General features: G+C 57.6%; 14 protein-coding genes. 8 read left to right on the top strand and 6 right to left on the bottom strand.

Translation table 11 applies throughout. The features are described 5' to 3' along the window. Positions 1 to 2 precede the first annotated feature (2 nt). Positions 3 to 809 (top strand): 23S rRNA pseudouridine(2604) synthase RluF, encoded by an 807-nt coding sequence (gene rluF / locus J1C54_RS13825; protein WP_229148947.1) that lies wholly within the window; start codon positions 3 to 5, stop codon positions 807 to 809. Positions 810 to 836: 27 nt separating this feature from the next. On the opposite strand, the gene J1C54_RS13830 is transcribed toward rluF, so the two are convergent. Next, a complete protein-coding gene (locus J1C54_RS13830) occupies positions 837 to 1,871 on the bottom strand; it encodes an AraC family transcriptional regulator (RefSeq protein WP_229148949.1) in 1,035 nt (344 codons plus the stop codon). 137 nt (positions 1,872 to 2,008) lie between these two features. On the opposite strand from J1C54_RS13830, the gene J1C54_RS13835 reads away from it, so the two are divergent. From J1C54_RS13835 to J1C54_RS13845, 3 genes are all read left to right on the top strand, one after another. Then, positions 2,009 to 3,523, top strand: coding sequence for a carboxylesterase/lipase family protein (locus J1C54_RS13835; protein ID WP_229148951.1), 1,515 nt, complete (start codon positions 2,009 to 2,011; stop codon positions 3,521 to 3,523). Positions 3,524 to 3,661: 138 nt separating this feature from the next. Further along, positions 3,662 to 3,967 carry a BolA family protein gene (locus J1C54_RS13840; RefSeq protein WP_229148954.1) on the top strand — a complete coding sequence of 102 codons (306 nt, stop codon included), beginning with the start codon at positions 3,662 to 3,664 and terminating at the stop codon, positions 3,965 to 3,967. A gap of 20 nt (positions 3,968 to 3,987) precedes the next feature. Continuing rightward, a complete protein-coding gene (locus tag J1C54_RS13845; protein ID WP_229148956.1) occupies positions 3,988 to 4,908 on the top strand; it encodes a rhodanese-related sulfurtransferase in 921 nt (306 codons plus the stop codon). Between the two features lie 12 nt (positions 4,909 to 4,920). Here the strand turns inward: J1C54_RS13845 and J1C54_RS13850 are convergent, their stop codons facing one another. Both J1C54_RS13850 and J1C54_RS13855 read right to left on the bottom strand, forming a co-directional pair. Next, on the bottom strand, positions 4,921 to 5,856 hold the full coding sequence (locus J1C54_RS13850) for a ketopantoate reductase family protein (protein WP_229148959.1): 936 nt from the start codon (positions 5,854 to 5,856) through the stop codon (positions 4,921 to 4,923). A gap of 36 nt (positions 5,857 to 5,892) precedes the next feature. Then, a complete protein-coding gene (locus tag J1C54_RS13855) occupies positions 5,893 to 6,135 on the bottom strand; it encodes a hypothetical protein (RefSeq protein WP_229148961.1) in 243 nt (80 codons plus the stop codon). Positions 6,136 to 6,413: 278 nt separating this feature from the next. On the opposite strand from J1C54_RS13855, the gene J1C54_RS13860 reads away from it, so the two are divergent. Further along, positions 6,414 to 7,979, top strand: a complete 1,566-nt coding sequence (locus tag J1C54_RS13860) for a GMC oxidoreductase (protein WP_229148964.1) — start codon at positions 6,414 to 6,416, stop codon at positions 7,977 to 7,979. 48 nt (positions 7,980 to 8,027) lie between these two features. Next, a complete protein-coding gene (locus J1C54_RS13865; RefSeq protein ID WP_229148967.1) occupies positions 8,028 to 8,627 on the top strand; it encodes a hypothetical protein in 600 nt (199 codons plus the stop codon). Between the two features lie 29 nt (positions 8,628 to 8,656). Here J1C54_RS13865 and J1C54_RS13870 read toward each other — a convergent pair whose 3' ends face one another. Continuing rightward, positions 8,657 to 9,553 carry a DUF2914 domain-containing protein gene (locus J1C54_RS13870; protein WP_229148971.1) on the bottom strand — a complete coding sequence of 299 codons (897 nt, stop codon included), beginning with the start codon at positions 9,551 to 9,553 and terminating at the stop codon, positions 8,657 to 8,659. Positions 9,554 to 9,618: 65 nt separating this feature from the next. Between J1C54_RS13870 and J1C54_RS13875 the strand changes: the two genes are divergently transcribed. Next, the gene (locus J1C54_RS13875; RefSeq protein WP_229148975.1) at positions 9,619 to 10,653 is read left to right on the top strand and encodes an AI-2E family transporter; all 1,035 of its coding nucleotides are present in this window, start codon (positions 9,619 to 9,621) and stop codon (positions 10,651 to 10,653) included. A gap of 38 nt (positions 10,654 to 10,691) precedes the next feature. Here J1C54_RS13875 and J1C54_RS13880 read toward each other — a convergent pair whose 3' ends face one another. Both J1C54_RS13880 and cysZ read right to left on the bottom strand, forming a co-directional pair. Continuing rightward, complete coding sequence (locus J1C54_RS13880; RefSeq protein ID WP_229148977.1) at positions 10,692 to 11,735, bottom strand: zinc ribbon domain-containing protein; 1,044 nt, start codon at positions 11,733 to 11,735, stop codon at positions 10,692 to 10,694. 10 nt (positions 11,736 to 11,745) lie between these two features. Continuing rightward, positions 11,746 to 12,510, bottom strand: a complete 765-nt coding sequence (gene cysZ / locus J1C54_RS13885; protein ID WP_229148978.1) for a sulfate transporter CysZ — start codon at positions 12,508 to 12,510, stop codon at positions 11,746 to 11,748. Between the two features lie 198 nt (positions 12,511 to 12,708). Between cysZ and smc the strand changes: the two genes are divergently transcribed. Beyond that, positions 12,709 to 16,203, top strand: a complete 3,495-nt coding sequence (gene smc / locus J1C54_RS13890; protein ID WP_229148979.1) for a chromosome segregation protein SMC — start codon at positions 12,709 to 12,711, stop codon at positions 16,201 to 16,203. The last annotated feature ends 4 nt before the right edge of the window (positions 16,204 to 16,207 follow it).

A 16,207-nucleotide genomic window follows, 5' to 3' on the forward strand; every position in this document is an offset into this window, starting at 1 on the left:
CTATGAGCGAATCTTCCGGCACTCGCCTGAATAAATTTATCAGTGATACCGGCATCTGCTCGCGTCGTGAGGCGGATCGTCTGATCGAAGAAGGGCAGGTGCGCATTAATGGCCAGGTTGCGTTAATGGGTACACGGGTCGCCGATGGTGACCAGGTGATGGTGCATGGCAAGCCGCTGCGGGCGAAGCCAAAAGCGGTCTACCTGGCCTACAACAAGCCGGTTGGAATTACCTGCACCACAGACCGGCAGGTGCAGGGCAATATCGTTGATGCGGTACGTTATCCGCAGAGAATCTTTCCCATTGGTCGACTGGATAAACCCTCTGAGGGCCTTATCCTGCTGACCAACGATGGCGATATCGTCAATAAAATCCTGCGTGCTGGCAACGCTCACGAAAAGGAATATGTGGTGACCGTCGACAAGGCTTTTAGTGATGAATTTGTCCGCCGTATGTCGGCGCCGATTCCGATTCTCGGCACCATGACCAAGCCCTGCAAGGTACGTCAGGTGTCCGCTGATACATTCAATATTGTCCTGACGCAGGGATTAAACCGGCAGATTCGGCGTATGACCGAGTATCTTGGCTATAACGTGGTGCGCCTCAAACGGGTGCGAATCATGAATGTGCGTCTGGGTGGGTTGCGCGCCGGACAGTGGCGTGAGCTTAGTGCGGCAGAGATGGCCCTGATCGACCAGATGGTGGCCGGCTCGAGTAAAACTGAAGAGGCCAGCCGAGTGGGGAAGCCGGCACACAAACCCCCGCATAAGTCCGCAAACAGGCCTGCAAACAAGGGTCGCCGACGCTAGCCAGCTGCGCCGCAATCCATATGGCAATTAACGCAGTTTCTGATTTTCCTGACGATAGGCTACCGGAGTGGTATCGAACCAGCGCTTGAAGGCGCGGTTGAAGGCGCTCTGTTCCGAATAACCCAGATCAGCGGCAATCTGGCTCACTGAGCGATCGCTGTGAATCAGCCAGTCACGGGCCAGCGCGCGCCGCTCTTCTTCCAGCAAGGTAGAAAAGTCTGTGTTCTCGGCGCGTAGCCGACGGCGTAATGTCCACGGCTTCATGTCCAGCCCTTCGGCCACATTTTCCACCTGAGGAATGGTGCACTCCAGTTGTCGACGAATTTCCATACGCACCTGATCCAGCAGATTGTCCCGCGCCAGGTAACGGGTCACCGCTTGCTGCAGCCTATTGCGCATAATGTGGTGCACTTCCGGGTCCGCATCTTTCATTGGCAAATCAAGCAGGCGCTGGTCCAGCACAACGGCGTTGTCAGCCTGATCAAACAACACCGGGCAGCGGAATACGCGCTGGTATTCAGCGTCGCCGCAGGCTGGTTCGGAGTGACGGAAGCGTACCTCTACCGGATTTTCGTCGGTGCCACTAATCCAGCGGCCAAAGGTGACAGCTCCGACAAAGAACGCTTCGACACGGTGGCGGGTGGTGTCTGGCTCGTCAAAGGCGGTGTGCCAGGAAAGGGTGACGCTGTCACCTTCTCGCAGTACTTCAGCCTCGGCAAACTCGGTGGTTACTCGCTGGAACGGCACCATCAGGTCGATGGCCTGACGCAGGTTGGTACCGGACATGCTGGCATAACCCAGTTCGCCCATAAAACGCGGGCGGATGCGCTCGCCCATATGCAGGCCAAATAGCGGGTCCTTGGTGCATTCAAGGGCTTTTAACATCAGCTGATGTTCGGCCTTTAACGGTATCCGAGCCTGAGGGGACTCAAGCTGGTCGTCGGTAATACCCAGGCGAACCAGTTCAGACGACAGGTCGCAGCCCTGATGCAGCGCCGCATCAAGGAGATATTCAAGCCAGAAAGAGGCAACACTGAGAGTGCCGAAATTCGGTGTGGTCATGGCTGCATCATCGACATAGGTGGGCGTGAGTCAAGAGGCTTGGTCAAAATCGGTCATCGTCGCAGCTTGTGGAAGCTGCTACCTTCGCGCACAAATAGCAATGCCTGAGCATGCTAGCAGTCATTCGGGGAGACAACATGAACGCAATCGAAATCAGCACTGGCCGTTTAACCGGGTTGGCGGTTGACGGTGTCCATGAATTTCGTGGCATCCCTTTTGCGGCGCCTCCCTTGGGCGAGATGCGTTTTCGAGCTCCCCAGCCTGTTAGTCCGTGGAGTGGTGTGTTGGCTGCGGAAAAATTCCGCCCTGCCACTTGGCAAACCCCGAATCCGCTGATGGGGACAGAGCAGATTAATGATGACTGCCTGTATCTGAATATCTGGGTGCCAGAGGGTGACGGGCCGTTCCCGGTAATGGTGTGGATCCATGGCGGGGCCTATACCAGTGGCTCTCCGTCTCAGCTGCTCTATCAGGGCCGTCGTCTGGCGCAGCAGCAGCGGGTCATTGTAGTTAATCCCGCCTATCGACTTGGCGCCTGGGGGTTTGGCTGGTTCAAGGAGATTGCTCCATCGCTGGAGGCGGATAGCAATCTGGGTCTGCGTGATCAGATCGCGGCTTTGCAATGGGTGCAGGACAATATTGCCGCCTTTGCCGGGGATCCCCATCGGGTCACGGTGTTTGGGGAGTCCGCTGGGGGGTTCAGTGTGGCCACGCTGATGGCCACGCCGTCGGCAAAGTCGTTGTTCCAGCGCGCAATTGTTCAGTCTGGCGCCGCGGACTTTGTACTGGCTCCCAGTGAGGCAGCCAAGGTGGCCGAGGTGTTGGTGAGTGGCTTGGCCGGTCACGATAGCGCGGCGGATCGGTTGCGCAATGTCGCAGCACGGGACTTTATTCGTGCTCAAAATGCTTCCCTGCGGCAGGTGGTCAAGCGTGGCCTGCGCGATAGCACACCGCAATTTGGCATGGTGTATCTGCCGGTGGTGGATGGTGATCTGCTGCCGCAGTCGCCGATAGAGGCCATTGCCGCAGGCTGCGCCAGTGATAAGGCGATGATGGCGGGGGTATGCAGGGACGAGTGGAACCTGTTCCAGTTTGCGCCACCATTTAATGGCGGCGTTGGCATGGACAGACTGCTGTCGCTGGATGCGGATGAAATCCGCCGGCGTATGGAACGGCAGTTGCCCGGTCGTTCTGAGGAGGCTTTTGCCCGTTACTCTGCAGAGGTTGCTGTCGAACCACGCCGCGGGTTGATGGATCTGGTGAGTACCTTGGAAACAGACCGTACTTTCCGTGTCCCCACTGCGCGCTTGCTGGATGCTCACAGCGCTGCGCAAGGCTCTTGCTGGGGTTTTTGCTTTACTCATGAGGTTGAGGCGTTCGGGGTGCCGCTAGGCGCCTGTCATGTGATGGATGTGCCGTTGGTGTTTGGTCTGACTGACACGCCGGCGGGGGCGCTGTTTACCGGGGGTGGGGAGTTGGCTGCGCAGTTGTCCGCTGAAGTGATGAATGCTTGGGGGCAGTTTGCCCATCAGGGCCGGGCTGACTGGCAGTCGTGGCCGGAGCAGCGACAGGCTCGCACTTTTGGTCCGGGGGCTGAGGTGGCTCCGTTGCTTTCTGCTGAAATGGAGCAGTTTTGGAAACCGATTCTTTAGAGTTCGCCGCCATAATCCTCCGGGGTGCCCGCTACGCTGAGTCACCCTCCGGATTATGGTGGCGTTCACGCCTAAGGGGGACACCACGCCAACTCGGGTCAGGTATAATGGCGCCCCAGATTGTTCCCGGAGTGTGTTGTGGGTATTGCTGCAGAGATTGAAAGCAGGGTGCGTCAGGGCCTTGATGTGGCTGAGCTGGAGCTGGTCAACGAGAGTCACATGCACAAGCGTGGCGTCGATTCGCATTTCAAACTGGTGCTGGTGTCGCCCGCATTTGAGGGACTTGGTCTGGTCAAGCGGCATCAGCTGGTTTACGGCCTGCTGAAGGCCGAGATGGTTCAGATACATGCGCTGGCGCTGCACACCTTTACCCCGCAAGAGTGGGCTGAGCGCGGCGCCAATGCTGCTGCCTCGCCGACCTGCCGTGGTGGCAATGGCCTGTAAATAATGAGGTTCTGATTTCCATGATTGTGGTTGCTGCGTTGTATCGCTTTACCCGGCTGGACGGCTTTGCCGAGCTGCGTATGCCCCTGCTTGATCTGATGCTGGCGCATAACGTGCGCGGCACCTTGCTGCTTGCCAGCGAGGGCATCAACGGCACGATCTCCGGGCGTCGTGAAGATATCGATACCATCCTTGACTGGCTGCGCGCGGATCCCCGTCTGGCGGAGCTGGACCATAAGGAGTCGCTGGTTGACGAGCATCCCTTTCTGCGCACCAAGGTGAAGCTGAAAAAAGAGATTGTCACCATGGGCATAGAGGGCGTGGATCCTACTAAAGTGGTGGGCACCTATCTGTCCGGCGAGGACTGGAATCGGGTGATCAGCGATCCTGAAACGTTGCTTATTGATACGCGCAATGACTACGAATACGAAGTGGGCACCTTTGCCGGGGCGATTAATCCACAAACCAGAAGTTTTCGAGAGTTTCCCGATTACGTGCGCCAGCATCTTGATCCGCAAAAGCACAAGCGGGTAGCCATGTTTTGTACCGGAGGCATTCGCTGCGAAAAGTCTACTGCCTACCTGAAGGAGCAGGGCTTTGATGAGGTCTATCACCTGAAGGGCGGCATTCTCAAATATCTGGAAGAAACGCCGAAGGACAATTCGCTGTGGCAAGGCGAGTGCTTTGTCTTCGATGAGCGGGTCACGGTGGATCATGATCTGCAGCCGGGTCGCTTTGACCAGTGCCATGCCTGTCGCAGACCGATCTCCGCAGAGGACAAGCTGTCACCGCATTATCAGCGGGGTGTGGCATGCCCGAAGTGCGTGGATGAATACTCGCCAGAACAGCGCCACCGTTTTGCCGAGCGTCAACGTCAGATAGATCTGGCCCGCTCTCGCGGGCAGCAGCATCTGGGTATGAATCCTCGACAGGAAGGCTGATCAGCCTGTGCTTTACTGCAGCCCAGCGCGCAGGGTCTGCAGGGCGCTTGCATCCAGCCCGCCAGCGTTTCCTTCTTCGATCCAGTGATCAAGCATTTGCCTGGTTTGTACGCCTACCTTGCTGAAATGATATTGCAGATAGGTTTCCAGCGGGAAAGGCATCACCTTCGGTGCCAGCCGAGTGATCATGCTGACCAGCAGAGGCTGTGGTAGCTTGGCGCTGATCCCGGCATCGCGCTGCATGTAGTTGGCGCTGATCAGGGTGGCCTGTCGACAGGATTGGCAGGCGATGCCAAGCCACTTGCTGCTGCGCATCTCGCTCAGCGACCAGTTAGCCATTTCTAGCCCGGCGATCAGTGGCACCATCACTGAGGTGGAGCGGGCGCTGAACCACTCCAGATCCTTAATGCATTTGGCCGGCAGGCCACCAGTGCGCAGCAGTGCGGCGGCCTGCTGGCCTACGCGGCTGTTGTCCAGAATTGCCGAGCCAGGCGGTAGCAGGTAGCCGAAGCCCTCCGTGGGTGTTTTCTCCCCAGGCAGTGGTGTATGGAAGCTGATCAGCCCGATCAGGCCGTGCTGCAGCGGGCCCTTATAGATTTTGCGGAGGATCTCGTCATCGCGGAAATCAGGAGTCCAGCTGATTAACGGAGTATCGCTGCCGAATACAGCCAGTTGCTCGGCAAGCCAAGGGGAAGTGAGTGCGTCCGAGGGCAGGGTTAGCCAGACTTGATCCCAGTCGGGATAAGCCTGGGTGATTACTCTCAGGCGCTGCTGTGTTGCCGTTGGCTTGCCGATAAATTGGTACTGATGTAGCTGGCGCGGCATGGCGCTGTTGGCGCTGCTTTTGTCACGCACCAGAAAAGTGACCTGGCAGCCTGCTTGCACGAGATGGTGTGCATAAACCGCAGCCACCGCGCCACTGCCGATGATTAGAATTCTTGGTCGCATAACTCCCCCGTTAATCCTTGAGCCCTGAGCTGACAATCAGCGGCTGGCCAGCCATGCGCGGCTTGCCTCAATGATGATATCCGTGACGGTACATTCTTCCATGAGCGCCTGCATCTTCAAGCGTTTATGCAGGTCTGCGGGGATATCCGCTGTCAGCCGGCGGTGGCCTTCGCGGGGGCCGTTACTGCCACGCCGGCGACGTTTTGGTTTGCGCTCGGTGGTGCTAGTTCTAGCTGCCTCCTGCTCAGGGGAGGAGACAAAATCAATCTGCTTCATCATGGCCTGCACCTGCATCTATACAGATACGTATTTACGCATACATGTAAGGCGTTACGCCATTATTCTGTTAGGTCATTAAATACGTATATAAATAGTATATTTCATTAAACCATTATCAAAATCTCATTAAGTCATTAGATGAGTATGCTTATTTGAAACTGTATCTGGCAAAGAACCTACTTCAAGACTATATTGCAACCTTATGAAATTATTGGATTAAAAATCCCGACTAGCCTCCTCTCGTGGGGAGGCTATGGGCAGCCCACAGGGAAGTGAACATGAGTGACTTCGACACCATCGTGATCGGCAGTGGATTCGGCGGCGCGGTTATGGCCTGCCGGTTGGCTCAGAAAGGCGCCCGGGTTCTGGTGCTGGAGCGGGGTCGCCGCTGGGCAGTCAAGGACTACCCAAGCGTCAGTCAACGCAACTGGCTTTGGGATGAAAGCGAGCCAGAGCAGCAAAACGGCTGGCTGGACTTCCGCTATTTTGGTGACATGAGTGTGGCACTGGGAGCCGGTGTGGGTGGCGGCTCGCTGATTTACGCCAATGTTTCTATTGATGCCAAGCCAGAGGTCTTCAATGGGGGCTGGCCTGAAGCCATTCGCTATGCCGCGCTGCAGCCCCACTACCAGACTGTGGCGAAGATGATGGTGGTGCAGCCTCTGCCGGATAATCAGCTCACTGCAAGAACCCGGTTGATGCGCGAGGCAGCGGAGAAAATTGGAGCCGGTGAGCGCTTCAAGCTGGTGCCACAGGCGGTGGCCTTTAATCCCGACTGGCATTACGGGCTCGACAATCCCCACGACCTGAGTCAATCGCGCCCATGGGTAAACGATCAGGGTGTGACCCAAGGGACATGTATCCATTGTGGTAATTGCGACATTGGCTGCCCGACTCAGGCCAAAAATACGCTGGACCTGAATTATCTGGCTCTGGCGGAGCAACTTGGCGCAGAAGTGCGCGCTCTGCATCAGGTGCGCTGCATTACTCCTGATGGTTGCGGCTACAGCTTGCAGGTGCGGGATCTCGATAAGGGACGAGATGTCACCCTGAGAGCCGAGCGGGTGGTGGTGAGTGCCGGCAGCGTTGGCTCCACGGAGCTGTTGCTGCGCTGTCGTGACCAGCACAAGACCTTGCCTAAGCTAAGCCGCTATCTGGGGCGGGGCTGGACCTCCAACGGAGATTTCCTGACGGCCGCCTGGTATGACGAGCGAGAACTTTCACCCACCCGGGGGCCGACTATTTCGTCCGCCATTGATTTCCTGGACGGTAGTGAAGCTGGAGCCAGATTCTTTGTCGAGGACGGTGGTTTTCCCGATTTACTGGGCAACTTGCTGGAAAAAGGCGGCCGTCATTATCGGCTGCGTAATACCAGGCTGGCTCGGGCGCTAATGGCAGGGGCGCAACGCACCGACCCGGCCCGTCGCATGATGCCCTGGTTTGGTCAGGCGGCGGATGAGCCCGGTGGTCGCTTCCATCTGGGCCGACGCTGGCTAATGCCGTGGCGCAAGGACAAGCTCAAGCTGAGCTGGGATTACCGCAAAGCAGAGCTGGCGGTACAGGGGCTGGCTGATATGCATCTCAAACTTACCCGGGCTACTGGCGGGGAGGCGATCACCCCGGCTACCTGGAAATGGTTCCGTAATCTGGTCACGCCACACCCGCTGGGCGGCTGTAATATGGCCGATGACGCTCGCTCCGGGGTGGTAGATGACCGCGGCGAGGTGTTCGGCTATCCCAACCTGTTTGTAATGGACGGCGCAGTGGTGCCGACCTCGCTGGGGCTAAATCCTTCAAAAACCATTGCTGCGTTGGCAGAACATGCGGCGGAGCGGATTGCCTGACGACGGCAGGCGTCCTAACCTGTAGCAAAGCAGCCTCAGAGAAGCACCATGAGCGAAGCCCGTTTCAATGTAATATTCGCCGGTCAGATCGTCGCCGGCGCCGACCCCACCAAAGTGCGGGAAAACCTTGCCGCAGCTTTCCGAATGGATATGGCGAAAGTGGAAGGGCTGTTTACCGGTAAACGGGTGGTGGTCAAGAAGGATGCCGATCAGGCCACTGCAATGAAGTTCCGTGCAGTGATGAAGCAGGCTGGAGCACAGGCAGAACTGGAGCGGGTAGGTGAGCCGACTGAGCCAGCCGCAGCGCCCGCAGCGGCGCCGAGTCCTGCGCCCGCCTCTGCGGCACCCGCACCTGCAACACCGTCGCCGGCCGAGCCTGCCGTGCAGGCCGGTCAGCCTGCGGCGGTATCAGGTGGGTCGTTGGAAACCGTTGGCACCATTCGTACCGGTGGCACCGGCTTCAGTGGCCCGTTCGCGGTGGCACCCACCGGTTCGGACCTGGCGGTGGAGCGTCATTTGCCGCCACCGGTGGTGCCGGATGTCAGCCACTTAAGTGTGGCTCCCGCTGGTGCTGATATGGGTGAGAAGAGGGAAGAAAAGCCGCCCGTCACACCAGATATCAGTCACCTGAAAATCGACCCGCTATGATTTGTGCGGCAGGGCGCTAAATAGGCCGACTACAGGCAGGGGCGTTCCAGTTGATGCTGAAGGCCGCTGCGCTGATCCAGTAACTGTAAGGTCTGCATGCCACTCTGGTATTGCTGGCCGGTGACAGTCAGCTGGTCACGGTGCGGCTCCGGTAGCCAGCTAGTGCTGTCCACCGTCGTTTCACAATCAGCACTGGCGGGCATGTTGGCGAGGCTTCGCTGCACAGCCATAAGCCAGCTGTTCATTTCCTGACGGAGTTGCTCGCGGCGTTGCTGCCATTGCTGTTGCAGGTTTTCCAGCATGGCCTGATTGGCTGCAGACATGGACAGTTGCTGCAGGGTGTCGATGCGTCCGCCGGCGATATACAGATTGTCTTCGCGGATATCCCGAGCCAGCTCTGCCAACGCCAGTTCCTGCTCCAGAAAACGCGTTAAAGCCGGGTCGCTGGCACCTGACTGCTGCGCTTTACGCACCAGAAGACGGGCGCCGGTAGTATCTGAGGAGGCTAGCAGGGCGCGGGCCTCGGTCAGTAGCGCACTACTGGCTGGATTAGCGCCGGAGTCGCTGCCGCTGATAACTCCGTATTCCCCCAGGTCGCAGCCGGACTCGGTCAGTACTCGGACGGTATAGCGCGCGTCCGCTTGTCGACGTTTGCTGGACCATGTGCGCCAGCGATCAGCACCGATCTCCAGCCGCACGCGGGCGTCTTCTTCGCCATTGCGGTACCACTGGTGGTAAAGCACCTCACCGCCACCGTTGGCCACTTCCGTGAAAAACCATAGCCTCTCGGCAGTGCCGCTGCCATCGCCCACAGGCTCACGATCCTGCACGGCATCAGCAAAGCTGGCTCTGGGCAAAGACAGTCGGCATTCGGCTTGGGCATAGGCTGTACAAAAAAGCAGTACAGTAGTTAATACAATTCGCATGATGCACCCCGCAGTAAAGGCCGTATCATAGGCTGCTAAAGATATCCGGCAAGCGGGGAGTGTTAATGGAGAAGGAAATTCGTTGGCCAGCACAGTTCGTACTGGCGGCCTTGGTTATCGTTATTGCTGGTATGCGTGCGGCATCCGATTTGCTGGAGCCGTTCCTGATGGCCATTTTTATTAGCATTGTCTGTGTTCCCGCCATGAATTGGCTGGTATCCAGGCGTGTTCCTGAGTCGGCAGCCGTGGCCATTGTAATGGTCTGCCTGCTATTGGTGGTATTGGTGTCGATGGCAGTGCTGGGCGCCTCGGTAAATGGCTTTATGCGTCAGCTTCCAACCTATCAGGCGTCGCTTAATGAGCGGGCCGCGGGGTTGCTCAATGGGTTGGCGGCGCTAGGTGTTGATACCGACTTATCGGCACTACGTGAGCGTTTTGATCCCGGGGTGGTCATCGGCATGGCGGGCAGGCTGATGGGACAGTTCGGTTCGTTGTTGGGCAATGCGTTGCTGATCTTGTTGGCTGTGGCCTTTATTCTATTGGAGGCGGCCCGCATGCCCGCCAAGCTGATTGCGGCTACCGCAGATGCCAGTCATGGTCTTGATGCGTTTCACCGTTTTGCCGATGGGGTGAAGCAGTATCTGGCGATCAAGTCCATGGTTAGTCTGGCCACGGGGGCTTTGGTAAGCCTCTGGGTTTGGCTGTTGGATGTGGATTACCCGCTGCTGTGGGGGTCGCTGGCCTTTTTGTTTAATTACATTCCCAACATTGGTTCTTTTATTGCCGCCATCCCTGCGGTGCTGCTGGCCTGGGTGTTGCACGGAGGCCTGGTGGCCAGTGTGGTTGCCGGCGGCTATGCGGCGATTAATATTGTTATCGGCAACTTTATTGAGCCTCGTCTGATGGGCCGTAGTCTGGGCTTGTCCACACTGGTGGTATTTACCTCCTTGATTTTCTGGGGCTGGGTGCTCGGCCCCATGGGGATGGTGCTGTCTGTGCCGCTGACCATGATTCTGCGTATCGGTCTGGATTCTCACGATGACACCCGCTGGATTGCCATTTTGCTGGGGCCGGAAGTGGAGAATGCCCCGAAAAGCTGAATCTGCTGTGTGCCGCGGCAGCAGTGCCGCGGCGATGGCTAAGGTTGATTGTTGCAGTCGGTGCCACAGGCATGGCAGAAGCGGTCGAAGGCGCTTTTGCGGGTATTGCAGTGTTGGCAGTGGTCATGCAGGCCTATGCCGCAGTGCGGGCAGAAATCAATCGCCGTATTCTGCAGGTCGACACCACGCTCGCATCCCGGGCAGACACCTTTGGTGAGTCGGGTCAGGGCCAGATCGTAACCCAGCTCACGTCGGCGCTCGATGTCCGGCAAGCTTTCTTTTTGTTTCTGTAGTTCCAGATAGCGGTTCAGGGCGTTTATCGCGCGTCGGCCCACCAGCACGGTAATCAGGGCGCCAACCCCATAACGTACATAGCCGCCATAGCTCGGCAGGTAAGGTACCAGTTCGACAAAAAACGCGAAAAGGGCAAACAGAATAAAGCCCCAGGCGAAAGGCCATGATGGGGTTTTCCTCTTCTTTGCGAAAAGCCAGCCGGCAATAACCAGTAATGGCAGAGTCAGGGCCAAACGGTACAGGAAGATGCGTAGTTCCTGAGAGCGCTGCGCCTTGCCAAGAGATTGATAGGCGCGCTGGCGCTCGTCAGCCAGCAGCTGTTGCTGCTCCTCCAGTTGCAGGCGCAGTTCGAATTGCTGCTGCTCGCCAACCTCCAGGGCCTGCTGCAGCTGCCGCTCGTTGGCTTTCAGCTCATCAAGCATGGCGCTGCGCCGGACCAGCTCCTGGTCCTGGTCCGCCCGCTGGGTGGCGCTGCGGGTGGCCAGCCAGTTGTTGAAAGTGTCACGGTCCGCCTGAGTTGCCGCCATGGCAGCGGAGTGCTGCAGGCGAATACGCTGCAAGTTGTCACTGGCGTCTTCGATGGACTGTTCTAATGAGCGAATTGACTTGCTGGTTTGGCGACTCAGGGCCGGGTCCATGAAGTCCTCGATCTGCAGGGTTTGCTCCACTTTTGGCAAGTCGCCGACCAGCGAACTGCCGAGGCCAGTGAGAAACCAGGCAAACACCACCGCCACCAGCCATAGCCCGCGGTTAAACCATTTTTCAGACAGGCGCAGCGACTTATTCATGGCTTCATCCTCATAATGCTTCCCGGATATGTTGTTTGAGTGATTGGTGCCAGATCATCACTCCTGCTATTACGGCCACCGGCATGACCACCAGATTAACCAGTGGCACCATGGTGACGCCCAGTACCATGCAGCCGAAAGCCAACACCAGCAGAGGCCTACGCCCGGCGGCGGCCTTCATGCTGCGAAACGGCACCTGACGAGTATCAGCGCCATAATCAATGTACTGCATGCCCAGCAGCCAGCCGGACCACATAAACCAGACCACTGGGGCGGCCAGATTAACTACCGGAATAAGCCAGATAATCAGGACTACAATAGCCACAAGCACGGTGCGCCAAAGCCAGTCCCACGTTTTAACCAGTTCGCGGCGGAAGGTGCGCAGGATCATGGCAGGGATGGTTTCCTCTGCCAGCGGCGTACCGCTGACCCGGCGATCCACCTGTTCCGCAAGCAGGCCCATAAAAGGGGCCGCGATTAGCTGTACGGCGATGGTAAAGGTGCTGGCAAACAGCATCAGCAGGCCCAGCCATGCCAGTGCCTGCAGCAGCCAAAGCCCGGCGCTAATGGCGCTATTTAAAAAGGCGAGGCTGCCGTCAAGCTGCCAGCCAACGCCGAGTGCTGCGATCCAGCCGCCAAGAGCGCTGCCGGCCAGCCAGTAGAGCACGCCAAACAGCAGGATATTGAAGGCCAGTGGCAGGATTACCCAGCGACGCATGCCGGGTTCCCGGGCAAGGCGCAGGGCGCTCAAAAAATAGCCAATTGCATCAAACACTTGGGTCTCCTTTAGCGGAACAGGGGCGGCGGAGCATTTGTCTGTCGGGAATGGTCGCAGATTCCTACTGGCGGCGGCCAATTTTCTATACACTAGCCGCTTTCACGGTGTCGCCCGGCAAATCCGGGCCACCGGATTCCTTCAACTGGATGACAGGACGCCGCCGGATGTGGCGTTCATGGGCAGGTTACGCACGCCATGCGATTGAAAAGTATCAAGCTCGCCGGTTTCAAGTCTTTCGTTGACCCGACCACGGCCACGTTCCCGGATAACCTGACCGCGGTGGTCGGGCCGAATGGCTGTGGTAAGTCAAACATCATTGACGCTGTACGCTGGGTAATGGGGGAGTCGTCTGCCAAGCATCTGCGTGGCGAGTCGATGACAGACGTTATCTTCAATGGCTCCAATGCCCGCAAGCCGGTGTCCCAGGCTTCTATCGAGCTGGTGTTCGACAATGCTGATGGCACCCTGGGTGGCGAATACGCTCGCTTCTCGGAAATATCGGTGCGCCGTCAGGTTAGTCGTGATGGCCAGTCGCATTACTTCCTTAACGGTACCAAGTGTCGCCGTAAAGATATCACCGATATCTTCCTTGGTACCGGTCTTGGGCCGCGCAGCTACGCCATTATTGAGCAGGGCATGATCTCGCGCCTGATCGAAGCCAAGCCAGAAGAGCTGCGTATCTATATTGAAGAGGCGGCCGGCATCTCCCGTTACAAAGAGCGTCGCCGGGAAACCGAAAACCGTATGCGCCGCACCCGGGAGAACCTGGAGCGGCTGGCTGATATTCGTGAAGAGCTGGAGCGTCAGATTGAGCGTTTGTCTCGGCAGGCTGCGGCGGCGGAAAAATACAAACAGTTCAAGCAGGAAGAGAGGCAGAAGGGCGCCGAGATGAGAGCCCTGCGCTGGCGCAACCTGAATACTCAGGTGGAGCAGGTTGAGTATGTGATGCGCGAGCTGGAAGTGGCGGTGGAGGCAAAGATCGCCGAGCAGCGTCATGTAGATGCGGAGCTTGAGCGTCTGCGCGATGGCCACACCGAAGTGCAGGATCGTTTTAATACGGTCCAGCAGCAATATTACGGCCTTGGTGCAGAAGTCGCCCGGCTTGAGCAGACTATTCAGTTCCAGCGTGAGCGTAAGCATCAGTTGTATGAAGAGCTCAAGCAGATCGAAGCCAACTGGGCGGATGCCAACACTCATTTACATGCGGATAGTGAAAAGATTGCCGAGCTTGATGAGCGGCTGGCGGAAATCGAACCACAGCTGGAAATGCTGCGCGAGCAGGAGCTCAGCTCTTCGGAGATGCTCGCTGAAGCAGAAGAGACAATGCAGCAATGGCAGCAGGAGTGGGAAAACTTTAACCACGGCGCCAACGAGTCCCGTCGCCATGCGGAAGTAGAACAGTCACGCATCAAGCATCTGGAAACATCCATTGAGCGTTTAAGCGATCGAATTGATCGACTGGGCAAAGAGCAGAGCGGTCTGGATGCGGAGCCGCTGGCGGCAGAGATGCGCCGCTTTGAAGAGCAGGTTGAGCAGCTTCGTCAGCAATTGGAAGACGGCGAGCAACGTAGCGAGTCGGTACAGGAAGAAATCAATACGCTGCGTCGCGACAATGGCGAGCGAGGCCGGGCGCTGGAAGAAAAGCGCGAGCAGATGCAAAAGCTGCGCAGCCGCCATGCCTCCTTGGAAGCATTGCAGAAGGCCGCCATGGGCGACGACGGCGCGGTATCTGAGTGGCTATCCCGCCATGGACTGGAAGACAGGCCGCGACTGGCAGATCGTTTGCAGGTTCAAAGCGGCTGGGAAAAGGCAGTCGAAGTGGTTTTGGGTGACGTGCTGCATGGCCTGTGCATTGATGGTACGGGGAAAGTAGAAGAATGGCTGGCGGACTTGCAGCATGGCCGTGTTTGTTTGATGACCGAAGCGGTGTCATTGCAGTTGGGCGCTAAGGGCAAGCCATTGGCTTCTCTTGTTAGCGGTCATGTGCCAGCGCTACTGCAAGATGTTTATGTCACCGATACTCTGGTAGAAGCGTTGGCCCTACGTGGCCAGCTTAGTGCTCGTGAGTCGGTGGTAACCCGTGATGGCATCTGGTTAGGCTCGGACTGGTTGCGGGTGGCCCGCGAGCAGGATCAGGAAGCTGGCTTGTTGGAGCGCCGTCGCGAGCTGGAACAGCTGGGTGTGCAAATTGAAGAGCTGGAAGACCAGATTCTGGAGCTGCGTGAGCAGCTGGAAGAAGGGCGGGAGAAAATTCAGCTGCTTGAGGAGGAGCGTGAAGAAGCGCAGCGGCAGAGCAGTCGTGTGGGTCGCGAGCTGGGTGAAATTAATGCTCAGGTCAGTGCCCGTCAGGTACGTCTTGAGCAGATCACCATGCGTCGTGAGAGGTTAAGCAGCGAGCTTAACGAGGCGACGACCCAGCGCAGTAGTGAGCAGGAGCACCTTAAAGAGGCTCGGGCGATTCTTTCGGAGGCGGTGGAGGCCATGGCTACCGATACGGAGGCCCGTGAGGCATTACTGTCGCGTCGTGATGCGGCTCGCTCCAAGCTGGATGAGATTCGTCAGCGTGCCCGGCATGATCGCGATACGGTGCATCAGCTGGCCATGGAGGTGCAGGGTGCGCGCACTCAAGCGGATTCACTGCGCGCTGGCCTTTCCAGATTGCAAACACAGACAGAGCAGCTCACTGAGCGAAAGACCATTATCGAGGCGCAGCTTAGCGAGGGAGATGATCCCGCGCGCGAGTTGGCCATGCAGTTGGAGGAACAACTGGCGGCACGTCTGGAAGCGGAGCAGTCCATGCAGACCGTGCGCCGAGAGCTGGAAACCATCGATCATGAAGTGCGTGGTCTGGATGGTCGTCGTCAGCAATATGAGCGTGAGGCCGCAGAGGTTCGCAGCAAGCTGGATCAGAAGCGCATGCAGTGGCAGGAAATCAAAGTGCGCCGCAGTACTGTGCAGGAGCAACTTGTCGAGCAACAATTTGATCTGGATACGGTGCTGGCTAACTTGCCGGAAGATGCTCAGGAGCAGCAGTGGTCTGATGAGCTGGAGCAGATTGGTCAGCGTATCTCCAGGCTTGGTCAAATTAATCTGGCGGCCATCGATGAATATCGCCAGCAATCGGAAAGAAAGGAATATCTGGATAGCCAGAACGATGATCTTGAAGATGCAATGAAGACGCTGGAGAACGCGATTCGCAAAATCGATCGTGAAACCCGCACGCGCTTCAAAGAGTATTTCGATCGTATTAACCACGGTTTGCAGGAGCTGTTTCCGAAAGTATTCGGCGGGGGGCATGCCTATCTGGAGCTAACCGGCGAAGATCTACTGGATACCGGTGTGGCGATCATGGCGCGGCCGCCTGGTAAGCGTAATAGCACCATCCACTTGCTATCTGGTGGTGAGAAGGCGCTGACAGCTTTGTCATTGGTGTTCTCAATTTTCCGTCTTAATCCGGCACCGTTCTGTATGCTTGATGAGGTGGATGCGCCGCTGGATGATGCCAACGTGGGTCGTTTCTGTAACCTGGTTCGGGAAATGTCGCCGGTGGTGCAGTTTATCTTTATCACCCACAACAAGATCGCCATGGAAATGGCTGACACTTTAATGGGTGTCACCATGCATGAGCCGGGTGCATCGCGTCTGGTGGCGGTGGATGTGGATGTGGCGGCGGAAATGGCTAGCGCCTGACCGC

The organism is Alcanivorax sp. 1008 (assembly GCF_020667895.1).
In the GTDB taxonomy this organism is placed as follows: Bacteria; Pseudomonadota; Gammaproteobacteria; order Pseudomonadales; family Alcanivoracaceae; genus PGZG01.